The organism is Pseudomonas alkylphenolica (genome assembly GCF_004025535.1).
GTDB lineage: Bacteria > Pseudomonadota > Gammaproteobacteria > Pseudomonadales > Pseudomonadaceae > Aquipseudomonas > Aquipseudomonas alkylphenolica_A.
The window spans coordinates 49240-61762 of record NZ_QJRG01000040.1; the positions used below are offsets into that span (position 1 = coordinate 49240).

14 protein-coding genes and 1 pseudogene are annotated in these 12523 nt (G+C 59.6%); 5 read left to right on the forward strand and 10 right to left on the reverse strand.

The window, feature by feature from the left end; genetic code table 11:
* Window positions 1-22 precede the first annotated feature (22 nt).
* Window positions 23-727, forward strand: coding sequence for a lipoate--protein ligase family protein (locus DM813_RS11155; protein ID WP_128323458.1), 705 nt, complete (start codon window positions 23-25; stop codon window positions 725-727).
* Here the strand turns inward: DM813_RS11155 and crp are convergent.
* Window positions 724-1368: a cAMP-activated global transcriptional regulator CRP gene (gene crp, locus DM813_RS11160; RefSeq protein ID WP_128323459.1), complete on the reverse strand. Its 645-nt coding sequence runs from the start codon at window positions 1366-1368 to the stop codon at window positions 724-726. The two genes, DM813_RS11155 and crp, sit on opposite strands and share 4 nt — an antisense overlap.
* A gap of 190 nt (window positions 1369-1558) precedes the next feature.
* Between crp and DM813_RS11165 the strand changes: the two genes are divergently transcribed.
* Window positions 1559-1981, forward strand: a complete 423-nt coding sequence (locus DM813_RS11165; RefSeq protein ID WP_038616192.1) for an OsmC family protein — start codon at window positions 1559-1561, stop codon at window positions 1979-1981.
* A gap of 49 nt (window positions 1982-2030) precedes the next feature.
* On the opposite strand, the gene DM813_RS11170 is transcribed toward DM813_RS11165, so the two are convergent.
* The 6 genes from DM813_RS11170 to hemJ form a co-directional block, all read right to left on the reverse strand.
* Window positions 2031-3071 (reverse strand): DUF2157 domain-containing protein, encoded by a 1041-nt coding sequence (locus tag DM813_RS11170; RefSeq protein ID WP_128323460.1) that lies wholly within the window; start codon window positions 3069-3071, stop codon window positions 2031-2033.
* Window positions 3072-3079: 8 nt separating this feature from the next.
* On the reverse strand, window positions 3080-3727 hold the full coding sequence (gene coq7 / locus DM813_RS11175) for a 2-polyprenyl-3-methyl-6-methoxy-1,4-benzoquinone monooxygenase (protein ID WP_128323461.1): 648 nt from the start codon (window positions 3725-3727) through the stop codon (window positions 3080-3082).
* Window positions 3728-3792: 65 nt separating this feature from the next.
* A complete protein-coding gene (locus DM813_RS11180) occupies window positions 3793-4131 on the reverse strand; it encodes a histidine triad nucleotide-binding protein (RefSeq protein ID WP_038606110.1) in 339 nt (112 codons plus the stop codon).
* 72 nt (window positions 4132-4203) lie between these two features.
* On the reverse strand, window positions 4204-4977 hold the full coding sequence (locus DM813_RS11185; RefSeq protein WP_128323462.1) for an SDR family NAD(P)-dependent oxidoreductase: 774 nt from the start codon (window positions 4975-4977) through the stop codon (window positions 4204-4206).
* Window positions 4978-5018: 41 nt separating this feature from the next.
* Window positions 5019-5975: an NAD(P)H-dependent flavin oxidoreductase gene (locus DM813_RS11190; RefSeq protein WP_128323463.1), complete on the reverse strand. Its 957-nt coding sequence runs from the start codon at window positions 5973-5975 to the stop codon at window positions 5019-5021.
* Window positions 5976-6008: 33 nt separating this feature from the next.
* Window positions 6009-6434, reverse strand: coding sequence for a protoporphyrinogen oxidase HemJ (hemJ, locus tag DM813_RS11195; RefSeq protein ID WP_128323464.1), 426 nt, complete (start codon window positions 6432-6434; stop codon window positions 6009-6011).
* Between the two features lie 142 nt (window positions 6435-6576).
* On the opposite strand from hemJ, the gene argC reads away from it, so the two are divergent.
* Window positions 6577-7611, forward strand: coding sequence for an N-acetyl-gamma-glutamyl-phosphate reductase (gene argC, locus DM813_RS11200; RefSeq protein WP_128323465.1), 1035 nt, complete (start codon window positions 6577-6579; stop codon window positions 7609-7611).
* 157 nt (window positions 7612-7768) lie between these two features.
* Window positions 7769-8119: an iron-sulfur cluster insertion protein ErpA gene (gene erpA, locus DM813_RS11205; RefSeq protein WP_010221479.1), complete on the forward strand. Its 351-nt coding sequence runs from the start codon at window positions 7769-7771 to the stop codon at window positions 8117-8119.
* Between the two features lie 60 nt (window positions 8120-8179).
* Here erpA and DM813_RS11210 read toward each other — a convergent pair whose 3' ends face one another.
* Both DM813_RS11210 and DM813_RS11215 read right to left on the reverse strand, forming a co-directional pair.
* Window positions 8180-9271: an anhydro-N-acetylmuramic acid kinase gene (locus DM813_RS11210; protein WP_128323466.1), complete on the reverse strand. Its 1092-nt coding sequence runs from the start codon at window positions 9269-9271 to the stop codon at window positions 8180-8182.
* 3 nt (window positions 9272-9274) lie between these two features.
* Window positions 9275-10696 (reverse strand): peptidoglycan DD-metalloendopeptidase family protein, encoded by a 1422-nt coding sequence (locus tag DM813_RS11215; RefSeq protein ID WP_128323467.1) that lies wholly within the window; start codon window positions 10694-10696, stop codon window positions 9275-9277.
* Between the two features lie 210 nt (window positions 10697-10906).
* Between DM813_RS11215 and tyrS the strand changes: the two genes are divergently transcribed.
* Window positions 10907-12106, forward strand: a complete 1200-nt coding sequence (tyrS, locus tag DM813_RS11225; protein ID WP_128323468.1) for a tyrosine--tRNA ligase — start codon at window positions 10907-10909, stop codon at window positions 12104-12106.
* A 73-nt stretch (window positions 12107-12179) separates the two neighbouring features.
* On the opposite strand, the pseudogene DM813_RS28550 reads toward tyrS, so the two are convergent.
* A pseudogene (locus DM813_RS28550) lies at window positions 12180-12523 on the reverse strand (hypothetical protein); the annotation flags it as partial.

The following is a 12523-nucleotide window of genomic DNA, read 5'->3' on the forward strand; positions in this document are numbered from 1 at the left end:
TTGTACCCATAAGGTTATTGCGATGACTGATCAATTAATGGAAGTGACTGTCGAGGCTGGCCTGCAAGCCGAACAAGAGTTGTTGGCGGCCGTGTGCAAGGGCGAAAAGAGCCACGGCGTTTTGTTCTGGCGTCCGACCGATCACGCCTTGGTCATGCCGCGGCGCATGAGCCGTCTGGATGGTTTCGAAGGCGCTTGCGCCGAATTGGCCATCGCCGGCTGGCCGGTGCTGTTGCGCGAAACCGGTGGTGAACCCGTGCCGCAGTCACCAGCGGTTATCAACATTGCGCTGATCTACGTGGCACCTCGCAGCGAAGGCGATCACGGCCGTATCGAAAATGCTTATGAACGACTGTGCCTGCCACTGTGCGACGTGTTGCGCGAGTGGGGGGGGCAGGCCTCGGTGGGCGAAATCGAAGGCGCGTTTTGCGACGGCCGCTACAACGTCAACCTGAATGGCCGCAAGCTGGTTGGCACGGCGCAGCGCTGGCGCCAGGGGCTGGCCGGCAAACGCCCGGTAGTGCTGGTGCACGGTGCGCTGTTGCTGGAGAACGAGCGCGAGTCGATGGTTGCGGCGGTCAATCGCTTCAATGAATGTTGCGAGATCGAGCAACGCTGCCAGGCCGATAGTCATATCGCCCTGCACGAAGTGGTGCCCGAGGCGCCGTTGCTCGAGCGCCTTGGTCAGGCCTATGCCGATGTCATCAATGGTATCGCCCGCGATTAGCGGGTGCCGAATACCACCATGGTTTTGCCTTTGACATGAACCAGGCTGCGTTCTTCAAGATCCTTGAGTACGCGGCCGACCATTTCCCGTGAACAGCCAACAATACGACCGATCTCCTGGCGCGTAATCTTGATCTGCATGCCATCGGGGTGCGTCATGGCGTCGGGTTGTTTGCACAGCTCCAGCAAGCAGCGCGCAACGCGACCGGTGACATCAAAAAACGCCAGGTCGCCGACTTTGCGTGTGGTGTTGCGCAGGCGCTGGGCCATCTGGCTGCCCAGGGCATAAAGAATGTCCGGGTCCAGGCGTGCCAGCTCACGGAACTTTTCGTAGCTGATTTCTGCTACTTCACATTCGCTCTTTGCCCGTACCCAGGCACTGCGTTGATGCTCCTGCCCGACCGGCTCGAACAGCCCCAGCTCGCCAAAAAAATCGCCGTTGTTGAGGTAGGCAATGATCATTTCATGGCCATTATCGTCTTCGATCAGGATCGTCACCGAGCCTTTTACGATAAAGGACAAAGTCTCGGCCTTGTCGCCGGCGCAGATAATATTGCTCTTGGCCGCGTAGCGACGACGCTGGCAATGCGCGAGCAACTTGTCGATATTCTTGATCTTGGCTGAAAGGGCTGATGCAACCATGGCTGAGTTCCGGTAAAAGGCGACGCTTTAACACTTTTATAGGTAGTCTGGCGTGAAGCGCCAGCGATTTGGCGTCAGCTTATCAGACACCTGTACATATATCGGCAGATTTACTCGCACGCTTGAGCTTTTCCACCGGGCCTTCTGGGTCTAAGCTGGCAGCCTTTTTCAAAGCAAGGGAGTCCGGAAGATGAAGGCGCGTATCCAGTGGGCAGGTGAAGCCATGTTTCTGGGCGAATCGGGCAGTGGCCATGTCGTGGTCATGGACGGTCCTCCCGAGGCCGGCGGCCGTAACCTGGGCGTGCGGCCCATGGAAATGCTGCTGCTGGGTCTGGGTGGCTGCAGCAACTTCGATGTAGTCAGCATCCTGAAAAAATCCCGCCAGGCAGTGGAAAGCTGCGAAGCCTTCCTTGAGGCTGAGCGCGCCAGCGAGGACCCGAAAGTGTTTACCAAGATTCACCTGAACTTCGTCGTCAAGGGCCGCGGGCTCAAGGATGCGCAGGTCAAGCGTGCTGTGGAGCTGTCAGCAGAGAAATACTGCTCGGCATCGATCATGCTCGGACGGGCGGGTGTTGAAATCACCCACAGCTATGAGATCGTCGAACTCGGTTGAAAAAAAGGGGCCTTCAAGGCCCCTTTTTCATGCAGGTAATGCCAGGTTTTCAACGGCGAAGCCCTGGTAGCCACTGCAACAGGCAATCAGGCAGCTGCGCACGCAAGCGTGCGCTCAGTGCTTCGCGATGCTTCTGGTACACGACGCCCAGGCCAATTACGCCCAGACCGATCACGGTCAGCACCAGCGGAAACAGCAGCGAATCGGCAAACACCTCGTACGACAGGTAACCCAGGTACGCTGCCACGCCCAGGGCACCGAAGACCATGAACAGCGGCCTGCGCAGTAGTACCGCCACTCCCATCAGGCCCAGGTTGATCAGGCAATAGAGGGCCTTGTTCAGTTCGCTGTCGCTCTCCATCAGGCTCAGCCCCAGCCAGAAAGCCAGCAGCCCGGCCAGGTAACCCCAAAAGGCATAATCCTGTTCGGTGCGACCATCAACCAGCAGAAACACCACAAGCATTGCCAGACCGAACCACAGCGACACGGTAAGGCGCTGGTCCCAGTTGAAGGTATCGCCGTAGAACCATTCGCTCAGGTCCATGGACATGAACCACAGCGCCCCGGCAATTGGCATGACGATGAAAGGGAAGGGGATCAGGCGCAGCATCAGCAAGCCGGCAACCACGGTGACGGCTTCCATCAGCAACCAGCCGCCCTGCACATACGTGTAGTAGTTGTGATACTTGCTTTGGCTGTCGTCCAGCGGCCAGAAACCGGTAAGCCGCTCCACGGCAAATACCGCCAGCGGCACGATGCTGACGGCAACGGCGCCGAACATTCCTGCAGGGATAAGTTGGCCACGGCGCTGCATCAGCAGGCCGGCGAGAGTAAGGCCGACGATATACATCAAGGCGATCAACAGCAGTGCGCTGTCACCAATGCGCATCCAGGCTTCGCTGAGCAACCAGCCCATAGCCCCTATGATCAGCAAGGCGCCGAAGTAAAAGGCAACGTGGGCCAGCTGGAAGCTGGCCCGGGTTGTCGGCTGGCGCTTGAGAAACTCAAGCAGGGCCTGATCCTGGCCCGGGTTCAGAACGCCGGCGCTGACGGCGCGGGCCAGGTCCTTGGCATCGAAGCGTTCTGTCATGGCGTGTCCTAGATTCGGTAGGTGCTCTTGGTCATGACCTTGGCCATCAGGCTCATGCCAAAGCGCACGGGTGCAGGGAAGCGGAAGCCGCCAGCCTCCAGGGCTGAGTCGGCATGTTGCTCTTCATCGACGCGCATCTGTTCGAGAATGGCTCGCGACTTTTCGTCTTCAGCCGGGATTTGTTCCAGGTGCTCATCCAGGTGTTTGCATACCTGATGCTCAGTGGCGGCAACGAAGCCGAGGCTGACCTTGTCGCTGACCATACCGGCCAGTGCGCCGATGCCGAATGACATTCCGTAGAACAGCGGATTGAGCACGCTTGGGTGGCTGCCCAACTGACGAATGCGTTGTTCACACCAGGCCAGGTGGTCGATTTCTTCCTCGGCGGCATGCTCCATGGCCTTGCGTACCTGGGGCAGCTTGGCCGTCAGTGCCTGGCCCTGATACAGCGCCTGGGCGCAGACTTCACCGGTATGGTTGATACGCATCAGCCCGGCCACGTGGCGGGTCTGCGAGTCGTCCAGGGTGACATCCGGCTGAATGATAGCCGGCGAGGGGCGGGAAGGTTGGCCGCTGAAGGGGAGCAAGGTGCGCATCGCTGTATCGGCTTGCAGCAACAAGCGGTCGAGCGGCGAGTAGTGACGTTCGGTAGCCATCGGGCACCTCCGCAAGAATGTGCCCGACAGTTTACCGCAATCAGGGTGATCGGGCTTGCCCTGGATCAGCCCGGCGGCCAGTGCATCTGACGCTGACCCAGTACGTGCATGTGAATATGGTAGACCGTCTGGCCACCCAGTTCATTGCAGTTCATCACCACGCGGAAACCGTCTTCACAGCCCAGTTCCTTGGCCAGACGCTGAGCAGTGAACAGGATGTGTCCAGCCAGGCCCTTGTCGTCTTCGGTCAGGTCATTGAGCGTGCGGATCGGCTTTTTCGGAATGACCAGAAAATGCACCGGCGCCTGTGGGGCGATATCGTGGAAGGCCAGTACCTGGTCGTCCTCGTAGATGATCTTGGCCGGGATTTCCCGGTTGATGATCTTGGTGAACAGAGTTTCCACTGCGGTTGCTCCATGAGAGGGATCGGGCCTGAGTGTACTCAGGCTGGGTGGCTGCGCCCAGTCCCCCCGCGTTTAGCGCGGGCAATAGGCCTGATTGATGGCGCCCGCCAGCTTGCGCGCCATCCAGCGTGCAAGCAGCCTCGGGCTGAAGGCCAGCCAGCGGTTGCGCCGCCCCGGGATGATCAGCGCCCGGTTCTTGTCCAGGGCACGGACGGTATACAGGGCGACTTCTTCCGGGCTCAGGCTGCGCTGGCCTTTTTCCAGGCGAGGAATGCGCCGAAGTGGCGAGCGAACCGGGCCGGGGCAAAGTACGGACACTTTTATCCCCGTGCGCTTGAGCTCCTCGCGCAGGCCTTCGGAGAAATGCAGCACATAAGCCTTGCTGGCGGCGTAGCTGGTCATCCACGGGCCGGGCGCGAAGGCGGCAAGCGAGGCGACATTGAGGATCTGCCCGCCGCCCTGCACGGCCATGGCATTGCCAAGGGCGTGGCACAAGCGCGTTAACGCGAGGATGTTGACCTCGATAAGGTCTTGCTCGTCGGCCCACTCCTGGGCCAGAAAGGGGCCGTAAGAGCGGATGCCGGCGCAGTTCACCAACAGATCGATCTGACGTTCGCTTTCTTCGAGCTCGAGCAGGAACCCCGACAGCCGTAGCGGCTCGCCGAGGTCGCAGGCACGAAACAGTACCTCGACGCCAAAGCGCTGGGTCAACTCGATGGCGATGGGTTCCAGCGCATCACGTTGGCGGGCTACCAGGATCAGGTTGCGTCCACGGCGTGCCAGTGCTTCGGCCAGTGCCAGGCCCAAACCGCTGGAGGCACCGGTGATCATGGCGTAACGGGACATGCAACTCTCCAGTCGAGGTAAAAGTGTTCAGTTTACAGGAGTCACGTAGGCCGGCGCTGGCTCAGCTGGTACGCCGAGGCTTGCGCCTGACGGTACTCGGCCTCCAGACGCGCGATTAGTTGCTCGGTCGAGCACACCGCATCGATGGCACCAACGCCTTGTCCAGCGGACCAGACCGTTTTCCAGGCCTTGGCCTCGTCGTGAATGGGTTTGAGCTTGGTTTCGACATTGCCGCGCAGGGCTGCCATGTCGAAGCCGGCGTTTTCCAGGCTCTGGCGCATGAAGCTTGCAGGCACACCGGAAACCGCGGCGGTGTGGATGATATCGGCTGCCTTGGCGTCCAGCACCATTTCTTTGTAGCCATCGGGCGCACGGCTCTCGTCGGTGGCGATGAAGCGGGTGCCGAGGTAGGCAAGGTCTGCGCCCAGTAACTGCGCAGCGAGGATCTCGTGTCCTCGATTCAGGCAGCCGGCCAGCAGCAGGGTCTTGTCGAAGAACTGACGGATCTCGGCGATCAGCGCAAACGGGCTCCAGGTACCGGCATGCCCGCCAGCACCAGCAGCAACGGCGATCAGGCCATCCACACCCGCTTGCGCAGCCTTTTCTGCGTGACGGCGGGTTGTCACATCGTGGAACACCAGCCCGCCGTAACTGTGCACGGTGTCGACCAGCTCTTTCACCGCGCCAAGGCTGGTGATCACGATCGGCACTTTATGTTCGACGCAGATCGCCAGGTCAGCCTCAAGGCGCGGGTTGCTCGGGTGAACAATCAGGTTGACCGCGTAGGGTGCCGGGTTGGTCAGCTGAGCGAGACCGGCTTCTATCTCTTCCAGCCAGGCCTTGAACCCGGCACTGTCGCGCTGGTTCAGGGCCGGGAAACTGCCCACCACACCGTTGGCGCAGCACGCCAGGACCAACTGCGGGTTGGAGATCAGAAACATGGGCGCCGCAACCACCGGCAGACGCAAACGTTGTTCGAGCAGGGCAGGCAAGGACATGGCAGGTTTCCCGAGGTGCAGTGGTGTTTGAGGTTAGAACGGTTTGACCACCACCAGAATTACGATGGCGAGGAGGATCAGAACCGGTACTTCATTGAACCAGCGATAGAAGACGTGGCTGCGGGTATTTTCGCCGCGGGCGAAACGTTTGAGCTGGGCGCCACACATGTGGTGGTAGCCGGTCAGCAATACAATCAGGGTGAGTTTCGCGTGCATCCAGCCCTGGCTAAGAAAGCCTGGTGTCAGGCTCAGCAGCCAGATGCCGAAGACAAATGTCGCAATCATGGCGGGCCCCATGATGCCGCGATACAACTTGCGCTCCATGGTCACGAAGCGCTCCTGGCTGATGCTGTCCTGACTTTGCGCGTGGTAGACAAACAGACGGGGCAGGTAGAACAGCCCGGCAAACCAGCAGACCACGCTGACGATGTGCAGCGCTTTGATCCAGAGAAAAAGCATCGAGTTGAGTTCCTTCAGGGTTCACGGTCGTCAGATAGTAGAGGCTAGGCGCGTGGCGGGCCATCTCAACAGTTGTGGGCGTGTTTCAGGGCCCCTATTATCGTGGCCTTTCCTGTTGGTTCGTTGATAAGGGGCACGCGTTATGGTCAAGGTCGGTATCGTTGGCGGCACGGGTTATACCGGGGTCGAACTGCTGCGTCTGTTGGCACAGCATCCACAGGCGGAAGTGGCGGTGATTACCTCACGCTCCGAAGCCGGTCTGGCGGTGGCTGACATGTACCCGAACCTGCGCGGCCACTACGACGGCCTGGCGTTCAGCGTGCCGGACGTAAAAACCCTGGCGGCTTGCGACGTGGTGTTCTTCGCTACGCCGCATGGCGTCGCTCATGCCCTGGCAGGTGAGTTGCTGGCGGCAGGCACCAAGGTCATCGACCTGTCCGCTGACTTCCGTTTGCAAGACGCCGACGAGTGGGCCAAGTGGTACGGGCAGCCTCACGGTGCACCGGAGCTGCTCAAAGATGCCGTCTATGGCTTGCCGGAAGTCAATCGTGAGCAAATTCGCCAGGCGCGTCTGATCGCCGTACCGGGCTGTTACCCGACCGCAACCCAACTGGGTTTCCTGCCGCTGCTGGAGGCCGGCATTGCTGATGCTTCGCGCCTGATCGCCGACTGCAAGTCGGGTGTCAGCGGTGCCGGACGCGGTGCTTCTGTTGGTTCGCTGTTCTGCGAAGCCGGCGAGAGCATGAAGGCCTACGCCGTTAAAGGGCATCGCCATCTACCGGAAATTACCCAGGGCCTGCGCCGCGCTGCCGGTGGTGACGTCGGCTTGACCTTCGTACCGCACCTGACGCCCATGATCCGCGGCATCCATTCGACCTTGTACGCGACGGTTGCCGACACCTCGGTTGACCTGCAGGCGCTGTTCGAGAAGCGTTATGCGGATGAGCCGTTCGTCGACGTGATGCCGGCTGGCAGCCATCCGGAAACCCGCAGTGTGCGCGGTGCCAACGTTTGCCGTATTGCCGTGCATCGGCCGCAGGATGGCGACCTTGTCGTCGTCTTGTCGGTGATCGACAATCTGGTCAAAGGTGCGTCTGGCCAGGCGGTGCAGAACCTCAACATCCTTTTCGGCCTGGATGAGCGCATGGGGCTTTCGCATGCCGGCCTGCTGCCCTAAGCGCAGCGGTTGAAACGGACCCGCCTGGTGCGGGTCTTTTTGTTTCTGGACGAATCACCGAGACGAAAGCCGCACAATTGTTGACCGATTTTCTCGGAGAAGCGGATAATGCGCGTCATCACGCATTATGGCGGCATAGCGCCGGGAGATAGTCAGCATGAGCGTCGAATCCTTCACCCCTGTGGCATTGCAGTTCACTGAGGGTGCAGCGCACAAGGTGAAGACCCTGGTCGATGAAGAAGGCAATGATCGCCTGAAGTTGCGAGTATTCGTGACCGGTGGCGGTTGCTCGGGTTTTCAATACGGTTTCACGTTCGATGAAGATGTCGCTGAAGATGACACCATCGTCGAGCGCGAAGGCGTGGCCCTGGTGGTCGATCCGATGAGTTTCCAGTACCTGGCAGGAGCCGAAGTGGATTACCAGGAAGGCCTGGAAGGCTCGCGTTTCGTCATCAAGAACCCAAACGCCACCACCACCTGTGGTTGCGGCTCGTCGTTCTCGATCTGATCGCAGGGCAGGTTGCACCACAAAACGCCGCGCTTATGTGCGGCGTTTTGCTGTGTGGCATCAGGCGGGGTAGATAGCGCCAAGCACGCGCAGGCCACGGGCGCCTGTGACGCTCGGCCGGTTGCCGGGAATCGCTTCCAGGCAGCAATGTGCTAGCCAGGCAAAGGCCATCGCTTCAACCCAGTCCGGGTCAATACCATGGCTGGCGGTGCTGCTGACCCGGGTGCCCGGTAGCAGGGTACCCAGGCGCTGCATCAGCGCACTGTTATGAGCGCCACCGCCACACACCAGCAGGGCCTGGGTGTCCTTCTGGGCGGTACGCAGAGAGCCGACAATGCTGTGGGCGGAAAGCTCCAGCAAGGTGGCCTGGACATCGGCATCGGCGATTGCCGGTTGCGTACCCAGGTGGCGCTTGAGCCATGGCAGGTTGAAGACTTCGCGTCCGGTGCTTTTCGGCCCGGTGCCGGCGAAGAACGGATCACTGAGCAGGGCGCCAAGCAACGCAGCGTTCACTTGACCGCTGGCAGCCCAGGCGCCATTACGGTCGTAAGTGTGACCTTGTTTCTCGTGAATCCAGGCATCGAGCAAAACATTGCCCGGGCCGCAGTCGAAACCGCTGACGGGTTTGTCCTGCTCGATCAGGCTGAGATTACTGAAGCCGCCTACGTTCAGAACCGCCAGGCGCTGTCCTTGATGCTCGAACAAGGCTTCATGGAACGCCGGGACCAAGGGGGCACCCTGGCCGCCTGCAGCAACATCGCGTCGACGAAAATCACCCACTACACAAATGCCACTGAGCTCGGCGAGCAGTGCCGGGTTGCCGATCTGTACGGTAAAGCGGCGTGCCGGCTCATGGCGGATGGTCTGGCCATGGCTGCCAATGGCGCGAATGTCCGCCGGGGCAAGTTGCTGTGCGGCCAACAACTGCTCGATACCCTCTGCGGCCAACGCAACCCACTGGTTTTCGGCAATCGCGGCACGGGCTATTTCGTCAGGTCCGCTGGAACAGAGGTCAAGCAGGTCCTGGCGCAGGCTGGCAGGCATAGGCGTGTAATGCGTAGCCAGCAGCCGCGTGTGTTGGGTCTGTTCGATCAAGGCGATGTCCAGGCCATCGAGACTGGTCCCGGACATCACCCCCAGATAAAGAGCCATGGTTCAGCGCTTGTTCGAAGCAAGCAGGGTGGCTTTTTCCTGGTTCATGCGCGCCACCAATGGTTGGCTTTGCTGCAGGAAGCGCTGGCGTTCGGCCTTGGCGATCGGGTCGGCCATAGGCAGCTTTTGCCCCAGCGGATCGACGTGAACGCCATTAACCTGGAACTCATAGTGCAGGTGCGGCCCGGTGGACAAGCCGGTGGTGCCGATGTAACCGATGACCTGGCCCTGCTTGACCGAGCTACCGGTCTTGACGCCTTTGGCGAAGCCCTGCATGTGGCCGTACAGCGTCTGGTAGCGGTTGCCGTGCTGAATGATCACGGTATTGCCATAGCCACCACGGCGACCGGCGAGCAGCACCTTACCGTCACCCGCTGCCTTGATTGGCGTACCGCGTGGTGCGGCGTAATCGACGCCTTTGTGAGCGCGGATCTTGTTGAGGATCGGGTGCTTGCGTCCGGCAGAAAAGCGCGAGCTGATGCGGGCAAAGTCAACCGGGGTACGGATGAAGGCCTTGCGCATGCTGTTGCCGTCAGCTGTGTAGTAGTTGGTGTTGCCTTGCTTGTTGGTGTAGCGGATCGCGCTGAAGGTCTTGCCGCGGTTGGTGAAGCGGGCAGAGATGATGTTGCCGTTGCCCACCACTTTGCCATCCATGACCTTCTGCTCATAGATCACGTCGAACTCGTCGCCGTGGCGAATATCCTGGGCGAAGTCGATGTCGTAGCCAAAGATGCGTGCCAGGTCCATAGTCAGGCTGTGCGGCAAGCCGGCACGCTGGCCGGATGCAGACAGTGAGCTCTTGATTACGCCATGGGCATAGGCGGAACGGACGACCGGCTTGCTGATTTCGCGGTTGAATGCGTAACCGTTTGCGCTTTTGGTCAGGCGAATGGTTTCCAGGTCGCTGACCTTGCTGTGCAGGCTGGCCAGTTGGCCGTCTTTATCCAGCTCGATCTGCAGCACCTGGCCGCTTTTGAGCTGGCTGAACTGCTTGGCCTGCTTGTTGCTCGCCAGCACCTCATGCACGGCAGCCGCTGGCAGCCCGACTTTGGCAAACAGGGTCGACAGCGTGTCGCCGCGGCTCACGGTCACTTCACGGTGGCTCGGATCCTTGGCAGGGGTAGCTGCTGGAGCTGGAACCGACTCAACCTTGGCGGTCTCCTCGGTCGGTGCTGCACTGTTGTCGATCTGGGCGAACGGAGAGTCACTGGAAGCATCCGCACTTTGCGTCAGCGGCGCATCCGGTTCTTGCTTGAGCTGGTCGGCAGGGCTTTCCAGTTCAAGGTTAAGGGTGGTTTTCTTGGCTTCTACCTCGCTGGATGGAAACACCAGCAAGGCCAGGCTGAGTAGGGCGGCGATGCCGCTGGCGGCCAACAGATGGCTCTTCGGATAAAGCGGGGGCGCTTTAGGCGGTTCGTTGGTCATAGATGAATTGACTTTGAAATAGATGAATTGGAAAAGATGAATGACATGATGAAGATGAAATAACTGTATAAAATATAACCAAATCCATCCTGGCGCAAGCGCGCAGACGTCATCAGTCGGCTACGGGGTCACATCCGGGGCAAAAACTTGTAATTGATGGCTGATCTTGTATGGTTGGGTCCCTTTGAATCTGAGCCTTGCGGGTCTGTTATGAAGTCGGTTGAAGAGCAGCTAGCGCTGATCAAGCGTGGTGCGGAAGAGGTACTGGTAGAGTCCGAGTTGGTTGAGAAGCTCAAGCGCGGGCAGCCGCTGCGGATTAAGGCGGGCTTTGACCCGACTGCACCCGACCTGCATCTGGGCCATACCGTTCTAATTAACAAGCTGCGCCAGTTCCAGGAGCTGGGGCATCAGGTCATCTTCCTGATCGGCGACTTCACCGGCATGATCGGCGATCCGAGTGGCAAGAGCGCCACGCGCCCGCCGCTGACCCGCGAGCAGGTGCTGGATAACGCTGAGACCTATAAACAGCAGGTGTTCAAGATTCTCGACCCGGCCAAGACCGAGGTTGCCTTCAACTCCACCTGGATGGACAAGCTGACGCCGGCCGACTTCATTCGCCTGGCTTCGCAGTACACCGTTGCGCGCATGCTCGAGCGTGATGACTTTGACAAGCGCTACACCACCAATCAGCCGATTGCCATTCACGAGTTTCTCTACCCGCTGGTACAGGGCTACGACTCGGTGGCGCTCAAGGCGGATGTCGAGCTGGGTGGTACCGATCAGAAGTTCAACTTGCTGATGGGGCGTGAATTGCAGCGTGCCTATGGGCAGGAAGCGCAGAACATCGTGACCATGCCGCTGCTCGAGGGGCTGGATGGCATCAAGAAAATGTCCAAGTCGCTGGGTAACTACGTCGGTATCCAGGAAGCGCCGGGGGTTATGTACAGCAAGCTGGTGTCGATCCCGGATACGTTGATGTGGCGTTACTTCGAGCTGTTGAGCTTCCGCTCGATGGAAGAGATCGATGCATTCCGTGCCGATGTGGCTGCTGGCGCAAACCCGCGCGACATCAAGATCAAGCTGGCCGAGGAGATCGTGGCGCGTTTCCATGGCGAAGAAGCGGCAGCCAACGCCCATCGTGCAGCGGGCAATCGCATGAAGGAAGGCGAGCTGCCTGAAGATCTGCCAGAGATCGAAGTGTTGGGCAGTGAAGAGATGCCAATCTCGGCTGTCCTTAATAAGGCGGGCCTGGTGAAGAACTCGGCGGCTGCGCGCGACCTGCTGGCTGCAGGCAGCGTTAAGGTTGATGGCGAAGTGGTTGATCGTGGTTTCGTATTTGCACTGGGCGCTACGCATGTTTGCCAGGCGGGTAAGAAAGCCTTTGCGCGTATCACCCTTAAAGCCGAGTAGCGGGCGGCTTAAGGCTATGGGCTGCAAGTTGGGTGCGGTGCGCCGGATTTGACTTGCAGCTTGCTATATATAGCTAGAACACGCTCTCTGAAACAAATTCGAAATAAATGCTTGACGCCCCTGCAGATCTCTCTATAATTCGCCCCACTTCCGGCGCAGTCGGAACGGAAAACTCCTTGAGATTCAATGAGTTAGATGTTCCAGGTAGTACCGGAGGGGGCTTCGATCGAAAGATCGGCAGTGGTGAAAAAGGTGGTTGACAGCGGATTGAAACGCTGTAGAATTCGCCTCCCGCTGACGAGAGATCGCAGCGAGTTAAGCGGTTGAAGTTGAAAGAGAAATTCTGAAAAACTTCAAAATAAACGCTTGACAGACACTGAGGAAAGCGTAGAATGCGCGCCTCGGTTGAAGCGAAAG

Bases quoted from the DNA above. Each gene is read 5' to 3' on its own strand.
- DM813_RS11155 (WP_128323458.1), top strand. From the start codon at position 23: ATGACTGATCAATTAATGGAAGTGACTGTCGAGGCTGGCCTGCAAGCC.
- erpA (WP_010221479.1), top strand. From the start codon at position 7,769: ATGAGCGTCGAATCCTTCACCCCTGTGGCATTGCAGTTCACTGAGGGT.
- coq7 (WP_128323461.1), bottom strand. From the start codon at position 3,727: ATGGCTACCGAACGTCACTACTCGCCGCTCGACCGCTTGTTGCTGCAA.
- argC (WP_128323465.1), top strand. From the start codon at position 6,577: ATGGTCAAGGTCGGTATCGTTGGCGGCACGGGTTATACCGGGGTCGAA.
- DM813_RS11210 (WP_128323466.1), bottom strand. From the start codon at position 9,271: ATGGCTCTTTATCTGGGGGTGATGTCCGGGACCAGTCTCGATGGCCTG.
- crp (WP_128323459.1), bottom strand. From the start codon at position 1,368: ATGGTTGCATCAGCCCTTTCAGCCAAGATCAAGAATATCGACAAGTTG.
- DM813_RS11215 (WP_128323467.1), bottom strand. From the start codon at position 10,696: ATGACCAACGAACCGCCTAAAGCGCCCCCGCTTTATCCGAAGAGCCAT.
- tyrS (WP_128323468.1), top strand. From the start codon at position 10,907: ATGAAGTCGGTTGAAGAGCAGCTAGCGCTGATCAAGCGTGGTGCGGAA.
- DM813_RS11170 (WP_128323460.1), bottom strand. From the start codon at position 3,071: ATGACAGAACGCTTCGATGCCAAGGACCTGGCCCGCGCCGTCAGCGCC.
- DM813_RS11190 (WP_128323463.1), bottom strand. From the start codon at position 5,975: ATGTCCTTGCCTGCCCTGCTCGAACAACGTTTGCGTCTGCCGGTGGTT.
- DM813_RS11185 (WP_128323462.1), bottom strand. From the start codon at position 4,977: ATGTCCCGTTACGCCATGATCACCGGTGCCTCCAGCGGTTTGGGCCTG.
- hemJ (WP_128323464.1), bottom strand. From the start codon at position 6,434: ATGCTTTTTCTCTGGATCAAAGCGCTGCACATCGTCAGCGTGGTCTGC.
- DM813_RS11165 (WP_038616192.1), top strand. From the start codon at position 1,559: ATGAAGGCGCGTATCCAGTGGGCAGGTGAAGCCATGTTTCTGGGCGAA.